This window comes from Saccharopolyspora soli, from assembly GCF_022678645.1.
In the GTDB taxonomy this organism is placed as follows: Bacteria; Actinomycetota; Actinomycetes; order Mycobacteriales; family Pseudonocardiaceae; genus Saccharopolyspora; species Saccharopolyspora soli.
Genome location: NZ_JALBWV010000001.1, coordinates 172,847 through 191,045, shown reverse-complemented (window position 1 = coordinate 191,045; position 18,199 = coordinate 172,847). Strand labels below are relative to the sequence as shown.

Annotated in this window: 18 protein-coding genes and 1 pseudogene; 10 read left to right on the top strand and 9 right to left on the bottom strand. The window is 67.8% G+C overall.

The window, feature by feature from the left end; translation table 11 throughout:
• Positions 1–10: 10 nt before the first annotated feature.
• Positions 11–976 carry an ABC transporter substrate-binding protein gene (locus MOQ72_RS00840; RefSeq protein WP_242179811.1) on the bottom strand — a complete coding sequence of 322 codons (966 nt, stop codon included), beginning with the start codon at positions 974–976 and terminating at the stop codon, positions 11–13.
• Positions 977–1,361: 385 nt separating this feature from the next.
• On the opposite strand from MOQ72_RS00840, the gene MOQ72_RS00835 reads away from it, so the two are divergent.
• Both MOQ72_RS00835 and MOQ72_RS00830 read left to right on the top strand, forming a co-directional pair.
• Positions 1,362–2,723 carry an acyl-CoA dehydrogenase family protein gene (locus tag MOQ72_RS00835; protein ID WP_242179810.1) on the top strand — a complete coding sequence of 454 codons (1,362 nt, stop codon included), beginning with the start codon at positions 1,362–1,364 and terminating at the stop codon, positions 2,721–2,723.
• Positions 2,724–2,960: 237 nt separating this feature from the next.
• A complete protein-coding gene (locus MOQ72_RS00830; RefSeq protein WP_242179809.1) occupies positions 2,961–3,848 on the top strand; it encodes an EamA family transporter in 888 nt (295 codons plus the stop codon).
• 138 nt (positions 3,849–3,986) lie between these two features.
• Here MOQ72_RS00830 and MOQ72_RS00825 read toward each other — a convergent pair.
• Positions 3,987–4,866, bottom strand: a pseudogene (locus tag MOQ72_RS00825) (aconitase family protein); the annotation flags it as partial.
• A gap of 272 nt (positions 4,867–5,138) precedes the next feature.
• Between MOQ72_RS00825 and MOQ72_RS00820 the strand changes: the two are divergent.
• The 3 genes from MOQ72_RS00820 to MOQ72_RS00810 are packed head-to-tail and all read left to right on the top strand — an operon-like array spanning position 5,139 to position 7,061.
• The gene (locus tag MOQ72_RS00820; protein ID WP_242179808.1) at positions 5,139–5,498 is read left to right on the top strand and encodes an ankyrin repeat domain-containing protein; all 360 of its coding nucleotides are present in this window, start codon (positions 5,139–5,141) and stop codon (positions 5,496–5,498) included.
• A gap of 34 nt (positions 5,499–5,532) precedes the next feature.
• On the top strand, positions 5,533–5,880 hold the full coding sequence (locus MOQ72_RS00815) for a YciI family protein (RefSeq protein WP_242179807.1): 348 nt from the start codon (positions 5,533–5,535) through the stop codon (positions 5,878–5,880).
• Between the two features lie 50 nt (positions 5,881–5,930).
• Entirely contained in the window at positions 5,931–7,061 is a 1,131-nt protein-coding gene (locus MOQ72_RS00810; RefSeq protein ID WP_242179806.1) for an RNA polymerase sigma factor, read from the top strand.
• On the opposite strand, the gene MOQ72_RS00805 is transcribed toward MOQ72_RS00810, so the two are convergent.
• Positions 7,026–7,532: a hypothetical protein gene (locus MOQ72_RS00805; protein ID WP_242179805.1), complete on the bottom strand. Its 507-nt coding sequence runs from the start codon at positions 7,530–7,532 to the stop codon at positions 7,026–7,028. The genes MOQ72_RS00810 and MOQ72_RS00805 overlap by 36 nt on opposite strands.
• Before the next feature lie 226 nt (positions 7,533–7,758).
• Positions 7,759–9,183 (bottom strand): CHASE3 domain-containing protein, encoded by a 1,425-nt coding sequence (locus tag MOQ72_RS00800; protein ID WP_242179804.1) that lies wholly within the window; start codon positions 9,181–9,183, stop codon positions 7,759–7,761.
• A 68-nt stretch (positions 9,184–9,251) separates the two neighbouring features.
• Between MOQ72_RS00800 and MOQ72_RS00795 the strand changes: the two genes are divergently transcribed.
• Positions 9,252–9,896, top strand: coding sequence for a response regulator (locus MOQ72_RS00795; protein WP_242179803.1), 645 nt, complete (start codon positions 9,252–9,254; stop codon positions 9,894–9,896).
• Here the strand turns inward: MOQ72_RS00795 and MOQ72_RS00790 are convergent.
• Together MOQ72_RS00790 and MOQ72_RS00785 are read right to left on the bottom strand one after the other, a co-directional pair.
• Complete coding sequence (locus MOQ72_RS00790) at positions 9,874–10,275, bottom strand: response regulator (RefSeq protein WP_242179802.1); 402 nt, start codon at positions 10,273–10,275, stop codon at positions 9,874–9,876. The two genes, MOQ72_RS00795 and MOQ72_RS00790, sit on opposite strands and share 23 nt — an antisense overlap.
• A gap of 60 nt (positions 10,276–10,335) precedes the next feature.
• Positions 10,336–11,307, bottom strand: coding sequence for a PrsW family intramembrane metalloprotease (locus tag MOQ72_RS00785; protein WP_242179801.1), 972 nt, complete (start codon positions 11,305–11,307; stop codon positions 10,336–10,338).
• Between the two features lie 414 nt (positions 11,308–11,721).
• Between MOQ72_RS00785 and MOQ72_RS00780 the strand changes: the two genes are divergently transcribed.
• The 3 genes from MOQ72_RS00780 to MOQ72_RS00770 all read left to right on the top strand — a co-directional run bounded on the left by MOQ72_RS00780 (position 11,722) and on the right by MOQ72_RS00770 (position 13,334).
• Positions 11,722–12,777 carry a LacI family DNA-binding transcriptional regulator gene (locus tag MOQ72_RS00780; protein WP_242179800.1) on the top strand — a complete coding sequence of 352 codons (1,056 nt, stop codon included), beginning with the start codon at positions 11,722–11,724 and terminating at the stop codon, positions 12,775–12,777.
• A gap of 69 nt (positions 12,778–12,846) precedes the next feature.
• Complete coding sequence (locus tag MOQ72_RS00775; RefSeq protein WP_242179799.1) at positions 12,847–13,044, top strand: hypothetical protein; 198 nt, start codon at positions 12,847–12,849, stop codon at positions 13,042–13,044.
• A gap of 2 nt (positions 13,045–13,046) precedes the next feature.
• Entirely contained in the window at positions 13,047–13,334 is a 288-nt protein-coding gene (locus tag MOQ72_RS00770; protein ID WP_242179798.1) for a Beta-galactosidase C-terminal domain, read from the top strand.
• Between the two features lie 337 nt (positions 13,335–13,671).
• Here MOQ72_RS00770 and MOQ72_RS00765 read toward each other — a convergent pair whose 3' ends face one another.
• The 3 genes from MOQ72_RS00765 to MOQ72_RS00755 form a co-directional block, all read right to left on the bottom strand.
• Positions 13,672–14,784, bottom strand: a complete 1,113-nt coding sequence (locus MOQ72_RS00765) for an endo-1,4-beta-xylanase (RefSeq protein ID WP_242179797.1) — start codon at positions 14,782–14,784, stop codon at positions 13,672–13,674.
• A gap of 197 nt (positions 14,785–14,981) precedes the next feature.
• Entirely contained in the window at positions 14,982–15,770 is a 789-nt protein-coding gene (locus MOQ72_RS00760; RefSeq protein ID WP_242179962.1) for an SAM-dependent methyltransferase, read from the bottom strand.
• 219 nt (positions 15,771–15,989) lie between these two features.
• A complete protein-coding gene (locus tag MOQ72_RS00755) occupies positions 15,990–16,997 on the bottom strand; it encodes a zinc-dependent alcohol dehydrogenase (protein WP_242179796.1) in 1,008 nt (335 codons plus the stop codon).
• Positions 16,998–17,172: 175 nt separating this feature from the next.
• On the opposite strand from MOQ72_RS00755, the gene MOQ72_RS00750 reads away from it, so the two are divergent.
• Positions 17,173–18,177: a helix-turn-helix domain-containing protein gene (locus MOQ72_RS00750; protein WP_242179795.1), complete on the top strand. Its 1,005-nt coding sequence runs from the start codon at positions 17,173–17,175 to the stop codon at positions 18,175–18,177.
• Positions 18,178–18,199 lie beyond the last annotated feature (22 nt).

Here is an 18,199-nt window from a genome sequence, read left to right as displayed (position 1 = left end):
CACCTTTCCGTCAGCTCGCCGCGGGCAGGAATCGGGGATCCAGCCACTGCGAGTCCGGGATGCGGGCCTTGAAGACCTTGGCGTGCAAGCCCATGTCCCAGAACGCGTCCATCGCCTGCGGGGACGGCAACCGGCCGTCGGGGTACAGCTGGTCGATCCACTCGGTCATGCTGGCCTTCGCGTCCTCCGGCGAGATCTTGACCGCGGTGGCCATCGCCTGCGCGGCGACATCGGGCTGGTCCTTGGTCATCTGCATCGCCGCGGAGAGCGTGTCGACGAACCGCTTGGCCCGGTCCGGATTGCCGTCCAGGAAGGACGACTTGCCCCAGACCACGTGCATCGGGTAGCTGTCCACCACGTCCTTGAGGTCCAGGATCTTGTTGTAGCCGGCCTTTTCGGCGTAGACCGTCTGCGGCTGGGTGAAGATGTTGGCCTGCAACTGGCCCGCCTGCATGGCCGCCAGCCGGGCGGCGGACGCGCCGCCCTGGATGATCTTGATGTCGGTGTCCGGGTTCAGCCCGGCCTTCGCCACCGCGTACCGGGTGAGCAGGTCGGTGGAGGAGCCGAGGGTGGTCACCCCCCACTTCTGCCCCTTGCCGTCGGCGACGCTGCGGATGTTGGGCGTGCCGTACCAGGCGAACGCGGTCATGTCGAAACCGCCGTAGAACACCTTGACGTCCTGGCCAGCCTCTTCTGCGGTCAGCGGCCCGGTCAGCGAACCGATCGCCACGTCGACGTCGCCGGAGAGCACGGCTTTGGCCAGTTCGGCGTCGCCTTTGAAGGTCACGGTGTTGACGGTGAGACCGCGTTCGGCCCACATGTTCCGCTCGTTGGCCAGGTAGACCGAGGCCAGCGTGGTGGCCTCGACCGGGAGCCCGAGCGTGATCGTGTTGCTGTTGTTCGCACTGCCCCCGGCACAGGCACTGGTGACCAGCGCGAGAAGTACGGCGATGAGAACCAGGAGACCGCGCGGCAACCGCGAAAACCGTCGAGAGGGCATAACAGACCTCGTCCTGTCCACAATGGAGTCCGAGGTGCTGACGACCGTGGGAGAAACCGGATGCACCTCGTCGTGCGTTGAGGATATTGCAGCATTCCGCGACGACCGTCAAGAACCTGATAAACCTCGCCTGGGAGAGCATCTGCACGCCTGCGTCCGGTTTGCCGCGGGATGCCAGGATCGGGACCGGCCGCGCGGCTACGTTCCCGCCGGTTCAGCGAAGCCCGGAATCTGGGTTTCACCAGCTCAGCGCGGCAGCCGCACGGAGTTTCCGGCCCCTGCGCGGAGTTTCGCCCATCTACCACTCGGTTGGCGCGGCCCGAACAGGTCTCCTTCGTGCGGAAAGCGACTACCGGGCGGCTTGGAACTCTGGTACGACAGCAAACGGCCGGGGAACCGGATTCGAGTTACCCGCAACGACCCAGCAGCGAAGTCCGGCAACCGCAACGTCGAAGGCGAGGGCATCGTGGATCTGACGCACCACTTGGCTGACCAGGTCGGGTCGGTCGGCAACGAACCGACGGCCCGCGAGTTGGTCCAGCGGGCCGCGGACCTGCGCCCCATGCTCCGCGCGCAGCAGGACGCCGCGGAGGCCAGGGGGCATTACGACGAAGACGTGCACCACGCCCTGATGGACGCCGACCTGTACCGAATCCTGACCCCGCGCCGATACGGCGGGCTCGAAATGGACCTGTCCGCCTACGCGCGGGTGGTCATCGAGATCTCCCGAGGCGACCCCTCCACCGGTTGGTGCTACAGCCTCGGCCACAACCACAACCTGACCACCGCGTCGCACTGGTCAGCCGAGGCACAGGACGAGGTGTTCAACAACCCGGCCGGGTACTTCCGGTCCTCGCACAGCGTCGCGGGCGCGGTCGAGGCCACGCCGGTCGACGGCGGATTCCGGGTGACCGGCGCATCGCCTTACCAGTCCGGTGTCCCCTACTCCACGTATGCCACCGTGAACGCCACCGTCAAGGACAGCGTCGGGCCGGACGGCCTGCCCGAGATCATCGCGGCGATCATCCCGCGCGGCGAGTTCCGGGTGCTCGACGACTGGAGCGGTGATGGCACGCTCGGTCTGCGCGGCAGCGGCTCGAACACCGTGGTCGCCGACGACGTGTTCGTGCCCGCGCACCGCACCTGCCTGTTCGACTGGGTGAACCACGACTACGAAAAGCCTTCGGAAGGCAACGAGCTGCACGGCAACCCGATGTACCTCGGGCCGGTCGCCGCGTTCTTCCACTTGGCCCTGGTCACGCCGATGGTGGGCGCGGCCAAGGCCGCCGTGGACGAGTACGAGGACATCATCAACACCCGGACGATGCTCTTCCCGCCGTTCGGCCTGCGCCGCGACGACCCGCACCACCAAGCCGACCTCGGCATGGCCATGACCATGACCGACGCGGCGGAGGCGATCGTGATCCGAGCCTGCGACCAGTACATGGAGTACTGCGCGGATCTGGTCGAACGGGGAATCACCTTCACCATGGAGAAGGACGTCCGCCTGTACGGGATCATCCAGCGAGCCGGTGAGCTGGCCAGCGAAGCGGTGGGCCTGCTCTACCGCTCCGCGGGCTCGTCCGCGGCCCGAGCCGGACACCCGATCCAACGCTACTTCCGCGACGTCTCGATGTACCGAGGACACATCTCGGCCCAGTACCAGTGGACGGCGATGAAGATCGCCCAAGTCCACTTCGGACTCCGCAAGAGCCCCTTCTAACGAGCCCACACTTCGTCACCCCAACCGGCGACGGGAACAGGTGAGGGGCACCCTTCACCAACTTACTTGGTAAAAGGTGCCCCTCACCCTTCACCCGAACGCGATCGTGAGTGCACAACCGGGCTGGAGGCCGGTTTCGCACTCACGACTGGACCTTGCCCGTCCACAGCGGACTCCGGATCTGGATCGAGCAAATCGTTGGACATTCCTGGGAGGATCGGTGGGATGTCCTCTCCGGTGACGACTTCGTCTCGGCCACGCGCTTCGACCGCGGTGGTCCTGGCGATGCTGGGGTTGTGGTTGTGCTGGGGCTCGTCGTTCCCGGCGATGCGGGTGATGGTGGCGACGCTGCCTCCGCTGCTGGCTTCCGGAACTGTCTTCGTGGTGGCCGGGATCGTGCTCGGCGCCGCCCGGCCCAGCGCGCTGCGCGGGCTGAGCCGTCGGCAACTCAGCACCGCCGCCGGGGTCGGCGTTTGTTTGCTGGGCGCGCAGGGCATGGTGGCCGTCGCCGAGCAGCACGTCTTCGCCAGCACCGCCGCTCTGCTGGTGGCGGTCGTCCCGCTGTGGGTCGTGGTGCTGCGGGTCGCCGTCGGTGATCGGCCAACTCGGGCTGGTGTCGCGCGGCTGCTGGTCGGCTTCGCCGGGGTGGTCGTGGTGCTGGTCGCCGGTTCAGGAGGCGGTGTCCGGTGGTCGGCGTGGGTGCTCGTGGTGGTTGGCGCCGCGATCAGTTGGGCGGGCGGGACGCTGTGGGCGTCGCGGTCGGGTTCGCTGCCGGGCGCGCGGGCCGCGACCGTCGTGCAACTGCTGGTCGGCGGCCTGGTTCTGCTCGCCATCGGCGTTTTCCGGGGCGAGCCGGGCGATTTCGCGCCTGCCGCAGTCGCCACCGGCTCCTGGCTCGCGCTCGGCTACTTGGTGTTGATCGATTCGTTGGCCGGTTTCGTGCTCTACAACTGGCTGCTGCGGGCTGCCCCGGTTGCCCTGGTCAGCACCTACGCCTATGCGGTCCCGGTCGTCGCCTACCTGATCGGAGTGTTCGCCCTCCGCGAGCCCTTCCACCCGGTGGTCCTAGCCGGTGCCGCGACGATCGTGGTCGCCGTAGCAGCCGAAGTCCGCGCTGGGCAGTGAGAGCGGACGCGCCGATTTCTCGCGAAATCGGCGCTCCTCGTGGGGGGATGGGTGACGATTTCGCGGGAAATCGCCACCCGCAGACTCTCCGGATTCGGTGAAGGTCGTGCACCGACGGCCGCGCGCAACACCTCCCGACGGCTTGCTCCGCGGCCCGCGCCGCACCGCGTTGCGCGCCAGCAGACCGGCGGTGATCATCACGGCCGGGTTCGACGTGTTCGTGCACGAGGTGATCGCCGCGATTCCCACGACGCCGTGGTGCAGTGCGTGCTCGGTGCCGTTCAGTTGCAGCGGGATGGTCGTGGCTGGGTCCGCATCGGGTGATGATTCGGCGAGTGCGGTGCGGAAATTCCGCGATGCGTCGCGCAGCGGAACTCGGTCCTGGGGCCGTCGTGGTCCGGCCAGCGACGGCTGCACGGTGCTCAGGTCGAATTCGACCGTTTCCGTGTAGTCGGCGACCGATTCCGGCTGGTGCCACAAGCCTTGCGCCTTCGCGTACGCCTCGATGAGCGCGACCTGGTCGGCTGCGCGTCCGGTGAACCGCAGGTAGCGGATCGTTTCCGCGTCGATCGGGAAGTAGGCGCGGGTCGAACCGAACTCCGGGCTCGTGGTCGGGCACCGAGAGCCCTCCGACACCCGCGCCGTAGAACTCGACGATCTTGCTCACGACCCCGTGCCCGCGCATCAGTTCGGTGATCGTGAGCACGAGGTCCGTCGCGGTAGCCCCGTCCGGCAGCGCGCCGGTGAGCCGGACGCCGACGACCGCGGGCAGCAGCATGTTGATGGACTCGCCGAGCATGGCCGCTTCGGCTTCGATTCCGCCTATCCCCCAGCCCAGCACGCCGATGCCGTTGACCATGGTGGTGTGCGAGTCGGTGCCGACGCAGATGTCGGGGTACGCCCAGCCCGCTTCGGCCACGACGACGCGCGCGAGCTTATCCAGGCTCACCTGGTGCATGATCCCCTTGCCGGGCGGCACCACCGCGAAGTCGCGCAACGCCGACCGACCCCAGCGCAGGGTGTAGCGGGTGCCGGGGCCGTGGTCGGGTAGAGGTCGAGGTCGAGGTCCCGATCCTTGGCGCCGATCAAAGTTGAGGGTCAGTTCGCCAAGCTCCCACGCATGGCTAGGCACGCGCGGAGCCTCGTAAGCAGTCAGCCTTTTCGCCTGGAGCTGTCGATTCCGCGACTGCTCATTCGTCTTAGTGGTTGAACGGCCCGGTCAGCGAGTTCGGGCCTGGAGCTCACCGGTAGTTCCTGGGTTTGAGTGGCCATCACGTGAGGAGTAGGAACATGAATTTTGTAGAGGCGGCCGAGGCTGCTGACGAGACGACGCTGCAGTCGCTGCTGGCCGCAGAACCCGGGCTGCGCGATGAACACGCGGACTTGGTGCCGCGGCTTGCCGAGTCGCGTAACTGGTCGGCGCTTCGACTGCTCGTGACCCTTGGTTTCGAGGTCAACGGCGTCACCTCCGACGGCGTCACACCCTTGCACCACGCGGCGGCGGCCGGCGAGTTGGCGACCGTGAGAGTTCTGGTCGAGCACGGTGCGGACCCAACCGCCCGCGAACCTCAGTTCGGGGCGCAGCCGGCTGGCTGGGCGCAATACTTCAAGAAGCGAGAGACGCAGGAGTATCTCGAATCCCTGGCCTGATGAAGGCGGCTGGCAGAGAGCAGGAGGAGATGGAATGAAGTACGTGATGCTGGTCTATCAGGGCGACGCCCAGGAGCGGCAGGCCTCGCTGCCGGAGGATGAACAGCAACAGGTGCACGACGACTACCAGGGCATCAGGCAGATGGCGGGCGTTACGTCGGTACCGCCGCTGGGTGTGCCGGCGAACGCGACCACCGTCCGCGTGGAAGGCGGCAAGACTCTGACGACCGACGGCCCGTTCGTAGGGATGAAAGAGGCTGTGGGCAGCTTGTTCATCCTGGAGGCCGAGGACCTCGACGCGGCCATCGAGGTGGCCGCTCGTGTTCCAGCGGCGCGGTACGGCGGCGCCGTGGAGATTCGTCCCTCGGAGGTGTATTGGTAATCGAGCTCGAGCGGGTCTTCCGAGAGGAATGGGGCCGCATCGTGGCGAGCGTGGTCGGGTTCGTCGGGGACTTCGACCTCGCAGAGGAAGCAGCACAGGAGGCCTTCGCGACAGCCGCCGACCGGTGGCAACGCGAGGGCGTCCCACGGAACCCGCGCGCCTGGCTGACGACGACGGCGCGCAACAGAGCGACCGACCGCATCCGTCGCGACCGGGTCCTGGCGGCCAAGCTTGGGGTGCTCATAAGCGAAGGGCGTCGGGACGTGCCAGAACCGCCACTGACTTTCCGGGACGAGCGTCTGGAACTCATCTTCACCTGCTGCCATCCGGCGCTTGCGGTAGAAGCGCAGGTGGCGCTCACCCTGCGCACCCTGGGCGGGCTCCGTACTGACGAGATCGCCCGCGCCTTCTTGGTGCCCGAATCAACGATGGCACAGCGACTGGTGCGCGCCAAACGCAAGATCAAAGCCGCGAGGATCCCGTTTCGGGTGCCACCAGATCACCTGCTCCGCGAACGTCTCGATGCCGTACTCGCGGTTGTCTACTTGATCTTCAACGAGGGCTACGGCGGGCGTGACGAGCTGGCCGCGGAGGCACTCTGGCTGGGACGGGCGCTGGCCGAACTGCTCCCGGACGACCCGGAGGTTCTCGGGCTGCGGGCAATGATGCTCTTGCACGACTCTCGCCGCGAGGCGCGGTTCAGCAATGGCGAACTCGTGCTGCTGGATGATCAGGACCGATCGCGGTGGGACCCCAAGCTGATCGCCGCAGGCCGCGCCGAGCTCGATCGGGCGCTCGCCCTGGGCGGGCGCGGGCCCTATGTCATCCAGGCTGCCATCGCCTCCTTGCATGCCGAGGTTCCATGCGACTGGGCGCAGATCGGAGCGCTGTACAGCAAGCTAGCGCGCCTGACCGGCTCCCCCGTCGTGGAGCTCAACCGCGCGATCGCAGTCGCGGAGACGGACGGCCCCGATGCGGGCCTTCACATCGTCGACCAACTCGGACTCGAGGACTTCCGCTACCTGCACTCGACCAGAGCCGAGCTCTTGCGACGACTGGGGCGCATCGACGAGGCGCGCGACGCCTACCGACGTGCCCGACTACTCACCGACGACGGCGCCGAGCGGCGCTTCATCGAACGTCGGCTAACGGAACTGGCAGGCATGACGGACTCGGAATAGCCGAACACCCCAAGTTGACGTGACGAACAAGTTGAAAACGACGTGCGAAGGTCGATGTTCCCAAGGTTCGCTACACCTCGACACCTTTTGGAAGTCGACCTTCGTCTGGTCGTCGCCCGGGTTCTGGATCAATTGTTCTGCACACTTGATCGCTTCGGTCAACCGAGGGGAAATCGTGACGTCGTCGTAGACGAAATCGCTGATGTTCAAATTGGCCTTTTTGAGGGTCGTATTGGCCCAGTTCTGGAGGTCGTACGCGACGTTGTTCCAGCTCTGCTGCGCCGCGTAATACGCCCCCGCACCGCCAGGCCACTGCGAGGGGTCGTTCAGCTGCGCAATCTTGTAGCTATAAACCTGGCCAGCAGTGGATGTCAGGGTGTGGAAGTTGTTCTTGTAGTTCTTGACGTCAACCTCTGGATCTTGGAGGGATTCCAGCATCACCACATGCAGGTTGTCGAGTGCCGTCGTCACTGGACGCTCCTCTCGGAGGAACATTCTCAAATTGAGAATCTCGCCATTGTGGGCGTTAAACACGCTAAGTGCCGCCGCCCGGAATTGCGACTATCGGCGAGTGGTCCACCGATGCGGTTGACAGGCTGTGGTGTGGAGATTTTGGAATATTCACCTCGTACTGGAGGTCTCGGTGCGGCGATATTCGACGTGTGACCGAAGCGAAGGGTTGGTGGCCGGGTGCTGGTCAGCGGACTTCGGTGGGGAGATCCACCACCAGCGTGGTGCCCTCGCCTGGCGGGCTGGTGATCGTGATCGTTCCGCCCAGCGCCTGGACCCGGTCGGTCAGCCCGACCAGTCCCGAGCCCTGCCCGGTCGTCGCACCACCGACGCCGTCGTCGCGGACCACCAGGTGCAGGCCGTCGTCCCGCGCCCACACCGCCACGTGGACCACCGATGCGCGGGCGTGCTTGGCTGCGTTGGTGAGCGCCTCGGAGACGACGTAGTACGCCGCCACCTCGACCTGTTCGAGCGGCCGCTCCGGGATGTCCGCGGTGAGCTCGACCGGCACCGCCGAGCGGCGGGCCAGCGCCCGGAGCGCAGGCGGTAGTCCGCCCTCGGACAGCATCGCCGGGTGGATACCACGGGACAGCTCCCGCAGGTCGTCGGTCGCACCCACCAGCTCGCTGGTGACACCGGCCAGCCGCTGCTTGAGCTCGGGTGTCGCGGCCGCCTCCGCAGCGCGCAGTTCCAGTGCCAGCGACACCAGCCGCTGTTGGACGCCGTCGTGCAAGTCGCGCTCGATGCGTCGCCGCGCCTGGTCCGCCGCGGCCACGATCCGGGCCCGCGAGGCGGCGAGCTCTTCCCGGCTGGACTGCAGCGAGCGCGCCATCGTGTTGAAACTGCGTTCCAGGACACCGATCTCGCCAACACCGCGCTCCGGCAGCCGCGCGCCGAGGTCGCCGCTGGCGAGCCGACCGGCCATCGCCGCGGCCCGGCGGACCGGCCCGACGATCACGCGGGCGAGGTAGGCCGCGAAAATGACGATGAGCAGGATCGATCCGGCGAGACCGGTGGCGGCCGCGGCGATGGCGCGGCGGCCAGCCGCGCCGGAGCGGCTCTGCCTCTCCACCTCCAGACCCTGTTCGACCGTCACCAGGCGGTCGAACTCAGCCCGGATCGCGTCGATGCGTCGCACTCCCTCGCCGTTGGCCGCTTGAGCTCGGGCGGCGGCCAGGTCTCGTCGCGCGGTCTCGACCAACGGGGTCGAGTAGTCCTGGATGTAGGCGTTGGCAGCCTGCTGGATCTGCCTGGCCAGGCCGAGCTGTCCGGGGCTGTCGGCCACCAAGCGTTGCAGCGTCTCGGCCTGCGCGGGAATGGCAGCCTGCCCGGATCGCCACAGCGCGAGGCTGTCGTCCTGCCCGGTGACGAGGAATCCGCGCTCGCCCGCCTCGACGTCCACGACCAGCCGCTCCAGCCGGTTGGCCGCGACGACCACCTCTTCGGACTGGCGGGTGCTGCGCTCCGACGCGCGCAGGTCGGCGACCGAGGCGAGCAGGACGGCGAAGGCAGCACCGATGACCAGCGCGAGCAGGCCGCTGGCGATGAGCATGCGGCGCGTCAGCCCGGCGCTGAGCTGGGGCTCGGACGGGTTGCGCGGTCTCCACGACATGCCCACAGCGTGGGACGCTTACCGGTGAGACGCTGGTCGAAGATGCTGGTCAAACCGATGGAGCCGTGGTGCGAGTAGTTCTGGCCGAGGACGACGTCCTGCTTCGCGAGGGCCTGGCCAGTCTGCTCGAACGGTCGGGTTTCGACGTCGTCGGGCAGGCTGGCGACAGCTCGGGGTTGCTCGCGCTGGTGCGCGACCTGGTTCCCGAGCTGGTGGTGGTCGACATCCGGATGCCCCCGACGCACACCACCGAGGGCCTGGACGCGGCACGGGTGATCCGCGCCGAGTTCCCCGAGACCGCCATCCTGGTGCTGTCCGCGCATGCGGAGGTGGAGCACGCGATGGAACTGCTGGCCACCGGGCAGCGGATCGGTTACCTGCTCAAGAACCGCATCACCAACGTCGACGAATTCGTCGACACGCTGGAGCGCATCGCCAAAGGGGGTTCGGTCGTGGACCCTGCGCTCGTGCGGGAACTGGTCACCGCACACCGGCGCGACGACCCGCTCGCCGCGCTCAGCGCGCGGGAGCGCGAGGTCTTGGCATTGATGGCCGAAGGGCGCTCCAACGCGGGCATCGCCCGCCGGTTGTGGCTCACGGAGGGAACGGTGGAGAAGCATGTGCGGCACGTGCTGGCCAAGCTGAATCTCGGGGAAACCGACGACGTGCACCGCCGGGTGCTGGCCGTGGTCACCTTCCTGGAAGCCCGCTGACCGGTCCCTCGTCGTCGTGGGCTCGCCGGAGCAGTTCGTGGATGGCGGCGGTGGACAGCTCGGTCTTGGACAGGAACCCGACCACCGGACTGGCCTCGATCAGCTCCGCGTAGTCCTGCTCGGCGTGGGTGGAGATCAGGATCAGCCGGGACGGCGCGAGGCCAGCTTCGCGGTGCAGTCGCCGGACCACGTCGAAGCCGCTCTGCTCACCGAGATCGATGTCCACCAGGGCGAAGTCCGGCCGCATTTCGGCCGCCCGCCACAACGCCTCCGCACCGGTGGCGGCCACCCCGACGACCGCGATGTCCCCGCCTTCCAGCAGCCCGCGAGCGGCAGCGGCGAAACGCGGACTGTCGTCGACGATCAGGCATCGGAACACAACGCCACCCTTCCAGCGCGACCCCCGAAGCGCATTCCTGCGAGTTCGGGTCGCGGCTGATCACATTCGGTCATTCGCGTCGTCTTCCGCGGGCGGACGCGGCGTGGCGGTCGCCCGCCGCCAGCGACCGTGCAGCGCCAGGACACCTATGAGCGCGTCCACCAGCAACAACACCCAGATCAGCGCCGTGTACAGGTGCAGTTGGCCCTGGGTCGCGGTTGACGCCGCGCCGAGTTCGATCAGCAGCCACTGCCGCGGCGTGCCGGTCAGCACCAGCGTCAGCCAGCCCGCGATACCCCGCGAGCCGTCCCACATGGCATGCAGCACAACCACCAGCGCGTACCAACCGAAGATCGCGCCGCCGAGCCTCAGTCGGCCACGCCGCGCGGCGGTCGCGAACAGCGCCGCGCCGAGGATCGCCGTCCACAGCCCGTGCCCGACCGGTGCCGCGATGCCGCGCAGCGCCTCGGTCTCGACCAGGTTCAGCAGCGACAGGCCGCCGCCAGAGGTGAACAGCGCGTTGAAGGCGTAGCCAGCGCTTTCGAACGCGGCGAAGCCGAACCCGACGGCGGCACCCAGCACCATCCCGTCCCGCATCGTGTAGCGGGGCAAGCGCCGCGCCAGCAACCACAGCGCCGCGAGCTTGACGGCCTCCTCGATCAGTCCGACGCCGAGGTAGGTCAGCCCGAAAGGACGGCCGAGGAAGGCGGACTCCAGGACGGAGGCCCCCAGCACACCGAGCACCCCGCCGGACACGAAGGCGGTGAAGACCCGCTGGCCGGTGACGACCTGATCGGAGTGCTCGAAGGCGTAGGCGACGAAGGTGACCGGGATCAGGAAGCTGCCCAGCAGGATGATGGTGGGGATCAGGGTGACGTTCCCGGTCGTGAACGTGACCAGCACCGAGCCCAACCACAGCACCAGTCCGCTGACGAAGATCCGCACCCACCCCGGTCTGGTCCGCGGCTTGCGCGGCTGGGTTTCGGTGGATTCGGCTTGGTCCGGGGCCGCGCCCGCTGCTGATGGCATCATGGTTGCTCTCTCCTCGGGCCCCGCTTGACGAACCCCCATTGCGAGCGTGGCGCCGCGCGAGCCGGATGTCGTCACCGCCAGCCGCCATTCGTCCTGGCGGCTGGCAGGTATTCGAGCTGCCTGCTGCTGGAACTCACGACCAGCGAGTGGCTGCCCCGGCTGCACGGCGTGTTCGAATCAGCGCGTCACGGTCAGCCGGAAAACGGAGAATTAAAGAACAAATCGCGGATTCCGGTCGATGCCCGAACTCAACAGCGGATCGAAGATCCCGTGATGGCCGCTCGCCTGCGGACAGTATGATCAAAGATCTGTTAGCGCTAACATGTAGTGTCGGTACTGCGAACGACTGAGGAGCTATTTCCTCGGCAGGACACGGCCCATGACCACTCCGGGCCAAATTGCGAGAGACCGCGAATGGCCAGTCAGCCGAATCTGCCCGACCGGGCCGGTAGGGCAGCGACCGTGACGGATGTCGCGCGGGCCGCTGGCGTTTCCCACCAGACGGTCTCGCGGGTGCTCAACGGTCACCCTTCGGTTCGCCCCGACACCCGCCGACGCGTCCAGGAAGCGATCGAGCGGTTGGGGTACCGGCGCAACAGCGCCGCCCGCGCCCTGGTGACCAAGCGCTCCCAGGCGCTGGGCGTGATCGGGTACGAGACCACGCTGTACGGGCCGATGCGAACCCTCAACGGCGTCGAGCGCGCGGCGCGCGAGGCCGGTTACTTCGTCGCCGTCGCGAACTCCGGGGTACCGACCCCGGCCAGCCTGCGCGAGGCGGTGTCTCGGCTGACCGATCAGGGCGTGGAGGGGATCGTCGTGATCGCCCCGGTCCTGGGGACGGTCGCCGCGCTCGACACGCTGCGCGACACGCTGCCCCTGGTCGTGGCCGAAGGAGGCGTCGCTCCGGGGCTGCCGGTCGTCAGCGTCGACCAGGAACTCGGCGCGCGGATGGCCACGCGGCACCTGCTGGACCAGGGCGTCGACACGGTGTGGCACGTGGCCGGACCGGCCAACTGGCTGGAGGCCGAGGCGCGGCTGGCCGGATGGCAGCAGGAACTCGTGCACGCCGGTGCACGGGTACCCGATCCGCCGCGCGGCGATTGGAGCCCCGCGAACGGCTACGAAATCGGCCGCAAACTGGCGAGACGGGGTGACGTGCAGGCGGTGTTCGTGGCCAACGACCAGATGGCGATCGGTCTGCTGCACGCCTTCGCGGAGGCGGGTATCGCGGTACCCGACGACGTCGTCGTGGCCGGTTTCGACGACGTCCCGGAAGCCGCGTACTACCCACCGCCGCTGACCACGGTCCGGCAGGACTTCGCCTCCGTGGGCCAGCGGAGCATCGAACTGCTCCTGGACCAGATCGGTGGCGACCGAAACTTTCAAAAGCGCGTGCAGGTGGCCCCGGAGCTCATCATCCGGCAGAGCTCGCAACGGCTCGCCGCCCGCCACCGTTCAGCCCACCGCTAGCCCGACCTCCGCTGCACGGAGCCCAGCTCGGAATCCCTTGCCGCAGAGGAACATCCGCGCTGCGCGCTGTTGCTCGGGTTGGCGCTGCTGATGGCGTTGATCTTCGACACCGTGGTGGTCCGGCTGCGCAGCGTGTTCCAGATGGTCGCGTTCCTGCCCTACGCCATTCCCGGCGTGATCGCCTCGATCATCTGGGCGTTCCTCTACCTGCCCGGCACCAGCCCGATCGTCAACCTGCTCGACCAAATCGGGCTGCCGTCGGACTAGTCGTGTACCTGGCGACGCTGCTGGACGAGCTCACCTTCAACCAGGTCTTGCTGGAGGCCGTCGCAGCGGCCGACGTCACCCAGCCGCACCCGAACGTGCCAAGCCACGTCGAATGCACCACCAGGCAGGGCGAGCAGGAGGAGTTCCTGTTCCTGCTCAACCACAGCGCCGACGAGGAAGCGACCATCCCGGTGTCGCCCGGCGGCACGGATCTGCTGTCCGGCGAGGAAGTGCGCGAGCAGGTCGTGCTCGCCCCGCTCGGTGCGGCGGTCATCCGGAGGTCCCGATGACCGCACGGCTCAGGGGCGCAGGGCGTCTGCGTTTCACCCGCCCTGGCAGGAAAGTGCGAAGAAAGCGCTCTGGACAACTACGGCATTTACCGGAACGGGACTCTCGGGTCCCTGACCGGATGCCAGCGCACATCGAGCGTTCGGCGTACGCGGAACACCAAAGCACTCCCGAAAAGAAGTTGATCGCATGACCGAGCACGAGCTCACCTACGAACCTCCCGCCCTGGTTGAGATCGGCGACGAACCGTGGCCCGCCGGTTACTACCGGCCGGTGATGCGGGTACCGGTCGCATGACCCGCAGCGACCTCGGATCATCGGTGTTGATCAGGTCCTGGATCAGCGGTTGTCCCGTGTCTGGGCGAGCGTGTCGCGCAGCGCGAAATAGGCGGGTTTGCGGACGAAGCCGTCCCACATGACCGTTGCCGCTCCTTCTTCGGGGAAAGTCACCGGGACCCAGGAGTACTTGTCCGTGCAGCCCCAGATGGTGAACGAGTCGCAGCCGTCGACGTTCAGGCAGGCGACCAGTGTTCGGCGGTAGTAGTCGGCCTGCTGCGCCAGCTGCGCATCGGTCGGCACGCCGTTGTCGGGCAGGATCATCCGCACGTCGAGCTCGGTGATGGCGGTGGCGAGGCCGAGTTCGTCGAACCTGCGGAGGTTTTCCTCCAGGTCGGCGGGGAAACCGTACTCGATGCTCAGGTGGGCCTGCGCGGAGAAGCCGTGCACCGGCACGCCTTGGGCCTGCAGGTCCTTGATGAGCGCGTAGTAGGCGTCGCTCTTGGCGTTGACGCCCTCGACGCCGAAATCGTTGAAGAACAGCTCCGCCTCGGGATCGGCTTCGTGGGCCCAGCGGAACGCGTCGGCGATGATGGTCGGTCCGAGCTCGCGGAGCCAGATGTTCTCCGCTGTCCGCAGGTTGCCGGAGTCGTCGAAGATCTCGTTGGCCACGTCCCACTGCTGGATGCGGCCCGCGTAGCGGCCCACCACGGTCATGATGTGCTCGCGCAGGATCTCGCGGAGCTCGTCGGCGGAGAAGTCGCCGTTGTCCAACCACTCGGGATTCTGGCTGTGCCACAGCAGGGTGTGCCCGCGCACCGCTTGGCCGTGCTGCTCGGCGAAGCTGACGATCGCGTCGGCCATGCCGAACTCGTAGCGGTCCCGCTCGGGGTGGAGGTACTCCCACTTCATCTGGTTCTCCGCCGAGACCGAGCTGAACTCGCTGGCGAGCACGTCCCGGTACGGCGCGTCCGAAGTGAACGGATCGGGATAGGGCTGTTCCGAGTGGTGGCCGCCGCCTGCGACGGCCGATCCGATGACGAACCCCTCGGGCGCCGCCGCGCGCAGCGTGTCGGGCGCGCCGCGATCGGTGGGTTGCGCAGCAGCGGCTTGGGCTACCAGCGGAACTGCGAGCGCTGCGACGAAAGTGGCGGTGACGAGGCGGTTCGGCATCATCGCGGACTCCGCTCCTGGGTACCGACGTCTCCCGGAAAGTTCCGGAAAGTTTCAGAAACTTCGCGCAACGGACATTAAGCCGTACCCGCACGAGGCGTCAAGATCTCGTGAGTGCACAGCCGGACTGGAGCCCGGTTACGCACTCGCGACCCCAATCGGGCCCGTCATCCTGTGGTGCAGAGTGTGGTCGCGGGGATTCACGGCTTGCGTCCGACGCCGCCGAGGACTATGTCGTCGATGTCGGCGAGGGGCTTGAGCCTCGGTCCGCTCGGCCACCAGTCCGCGATTCGGGTCAGTCCCGGTTCGAGCAGTTCCAGTCCGGTGAACAGCGACTCGATCTGGGCTCGGCTGCGGAACGTCGCCGAGCCCAGTCCGCCGTTGTTGAACAAGTCCTGGATGCGGCGTGCGGTTGCGCTGACGCCACTGCCGTCGGCCGGGTCGTACCAGTGGGTCAGGGCGACGTAGGAGCCGGATGGCAGCGCGTCGATGTAAGCCACCATGATCCCGTTCGGATCCTGCGAATCGGGCACGTGGTGGATGGTGCTGCACTGGATGAGCGCGAGGGGCCGGTTGAAGTCGAGGTGCCCGCGCACCATCGGATCGGCCAGCAGAGCAGCCGGATCCGTCAGATCGCCCGCGACGAAGCGAGTTCGATCGTTCTCCTCCAGCAACGCCCGCCCATGGGCTTGCACGACCGGGTCGTTGTCGACGTAGACGACCCGCGCTTCGGAGTTGACGCGCTGTGCCACCTGGTGGGTGTTCTCCGCGGTGGGCAGCCCGGAGCCGCAGTCGAGGAACTGGTCGATTCCGGCGGTGCCAGCGAGGAAGCGGACGACCCGGATCAGCCAGTCGCGGTGCTCGCGCGCGAACGCGGGCGCTTCCGGCGCGAATTCCAGCACCTGCCGGTACAGCGCGCGGTCGACCTCGTAGTTGTCCTTGCCGCCGACGAATGCGTCGTAGACCCGTGCAATGCTGGGAACAGACATGTCGATGACCGGAAGATCGGCCTCAGCTGCGGCGATGTCGCCATCCCGTGCATCATCCGTCACGGTGCGGAGCCTACCTGGCGGTGACGGCCACATTGACAGGCGACCGCAGCCGCAGGAGATCGGCGGTCCCCGTTCGAAACCGGCTGCGCGGCCGGGGCTGGTTTTACCGGCGGCGTAGCCACTTGCGGTCCGGGCAGGCCACTGCTGAAACAGTCCCTAGTCGTTCACGACCATGACCTTCACCGCTTGGTCCGCGTCCGTTTGCGCGTCGAAGGCGGCGCCCAGTTCGGCCAGCGGTTTGCGGTGCGTGATCAGGGGTTCCGTCTGGGCCTTTCCGGTTGCGAGCAGGTCGATGGCGTCGCGGAAGTCCTCCGGGGTGACCATCGCGCTTCCGCGCACCGTGAGCTCCTTGTGCACCAGCCGCGTGGGGTCCAACTGGGCGGGCTCCTCGTAGAGCGCCACGATCAGCACGGTTCCCCGTGGGCGGGCTATTTCGGCGGCATGAGCCACCAGGGCAGGCGCGCCGGTCACCTCGAAGACGGTGTCGATCTCCGGGTCACCGGGCACGTCGGCCACGTCGGCGAACACCGTGACGCCGAGCCGTTCGGCGATCGACCGGCGCAGCGGCGATCGGTCGACGCCGATCACCGGCGACGCTCCTTCGGCCATCAGGACCTGCGCCACTTGCAGTCCGATCGTGCCGAGGCCGAGCACCACCGCGGACTGGCCCGGACTCAGCGCCGCCTGCCGGACAGCGTGCACGGCGACGGCGAGCGGCTCGACCAGCGCACCTGCTTCGAAGGTCACGGCGTCCGGCAACTTGTGGACGTTGTAGCCGAGCACCGCGTCTGGAATCCGCAACTGCTCCGCGAAGGCACCCGGCAGCCCGAACGCAATGCTGCGCGTGTTCCACACCTCGCACAGGTGCCCGACCGACTCGCGGCAACGACGGCACGCTCCGCACGGCTGGATGGGCAGCCCGGTCACCCGGTCGCCGCGCGCAATACCCGCGACCTCCGCGCCGACCGACACGACCTCCCCAGCGAATTCGTGGCCCATGATCTGGCCGGGCTTGGTGAACAACCCCTGCGTGTAGGCGTGCAGGTCGGAGCCGCAGACCCCGCACGCCCGCACTTCCAGCACTACGTCGGCGGGTCCGGCCACCGGATCGGGCACCTGCTCGATCGGCATCCGCCCCGCACCGCGGAACACTCCGGCACGCACGTGACACTCCCTTCCGCAGACCCTCCGCGACGCTACCGCCACACTCCGCGAACGCGGTCGGAACCGCGTGAAGTGACAACAACTCGCGCGCGCGTAGCCAAGACGGCGGTTGAAAGCAGGGCACCTTTCGAGACAGGCTGACCGGACGATCGCACGGCAACAGGGAGGCGGGGCAATGGCGCCCTTGTCGAACGCGCCCGAACGCTGGTGCATCCAGCGAACGGCCGACCGCTTCGGCGTCGCCGACGAGTGGGCGGACATCCTGGCGTCGACTCACGTCGGCTTCGACGTCCGGTTCACCCATCGCACGCCCAAGAAGTTCCAGGGCACGGTCGTGCGCCGCAGGTTCGGCGAGCTGACGCTGGTGGACTGCGTGTGCACGCCGTTCTCCGGGCGCCACGACGTGCTGATGGGCGGCGTGGGCGAATCGGCGATCGGCTTCCAGACGGTCCGCCGGGGTGCGGAGCGGATCCGCTACGCCTCCGGCGAGCACGTGGTCACCTCCGGTGAGGCAATCCTGTGGGACGGTGCGCATCCGGTCGACGTCGAGGTCGTCGAGCCGTTCGTGAAACGCACGTTGATCTTCCCGAGGGACCGGGTGCTCGCGGTGTGCCCGCGGCTGGCCGACCTGCAGGCGCTGCCCTCGCTCGGCGAAAGTCCCAGCACACGCCTGCTCGTCCGATACCTGGACGCGCTCGCCGACGAATTGCCCGGTCTGGCCGCTGGTGCGGATTCGGCCGTCAGCACCGCCACCGACGTTGCGCTGGAGTTGCTGCGGGCCGCGGTCGAGCCGGGGCTACCCGGCAGCAAGGCCGCCGCTCGCGATGCGCTGCGCGCCGACATCCGCCGCTACATCCGGGTCCACCTGCAGGATCCCGGTCTCGGCCCCGAGTCCATCGCCAGGGCGCACGCGATTTCGCTGCGCTCGCTGCACAGCCTGTTCGAGGACACCGGCGAGTCGGTCGCGGCGTTCGTGCGCAAGTCCCGGTTGGCGCGCTGCCGCGCCGAGTTGGAGCAGCCCGGTGCCAGCACCGTCACGGAAATCGCGTTCCGCTGGGGTTTCTCCGATGCCGCCCACTTCTCGAACGTCTTCAAGCGCGAGTACGGCCAGAGCCCGCGGGAGGTGCGGCGGGCGGCCGCGACGCGCATGAATGGGCAAGTAATCCCGCACGCAGACTAAGGTCTTCCCGGCCCGGTGCGCT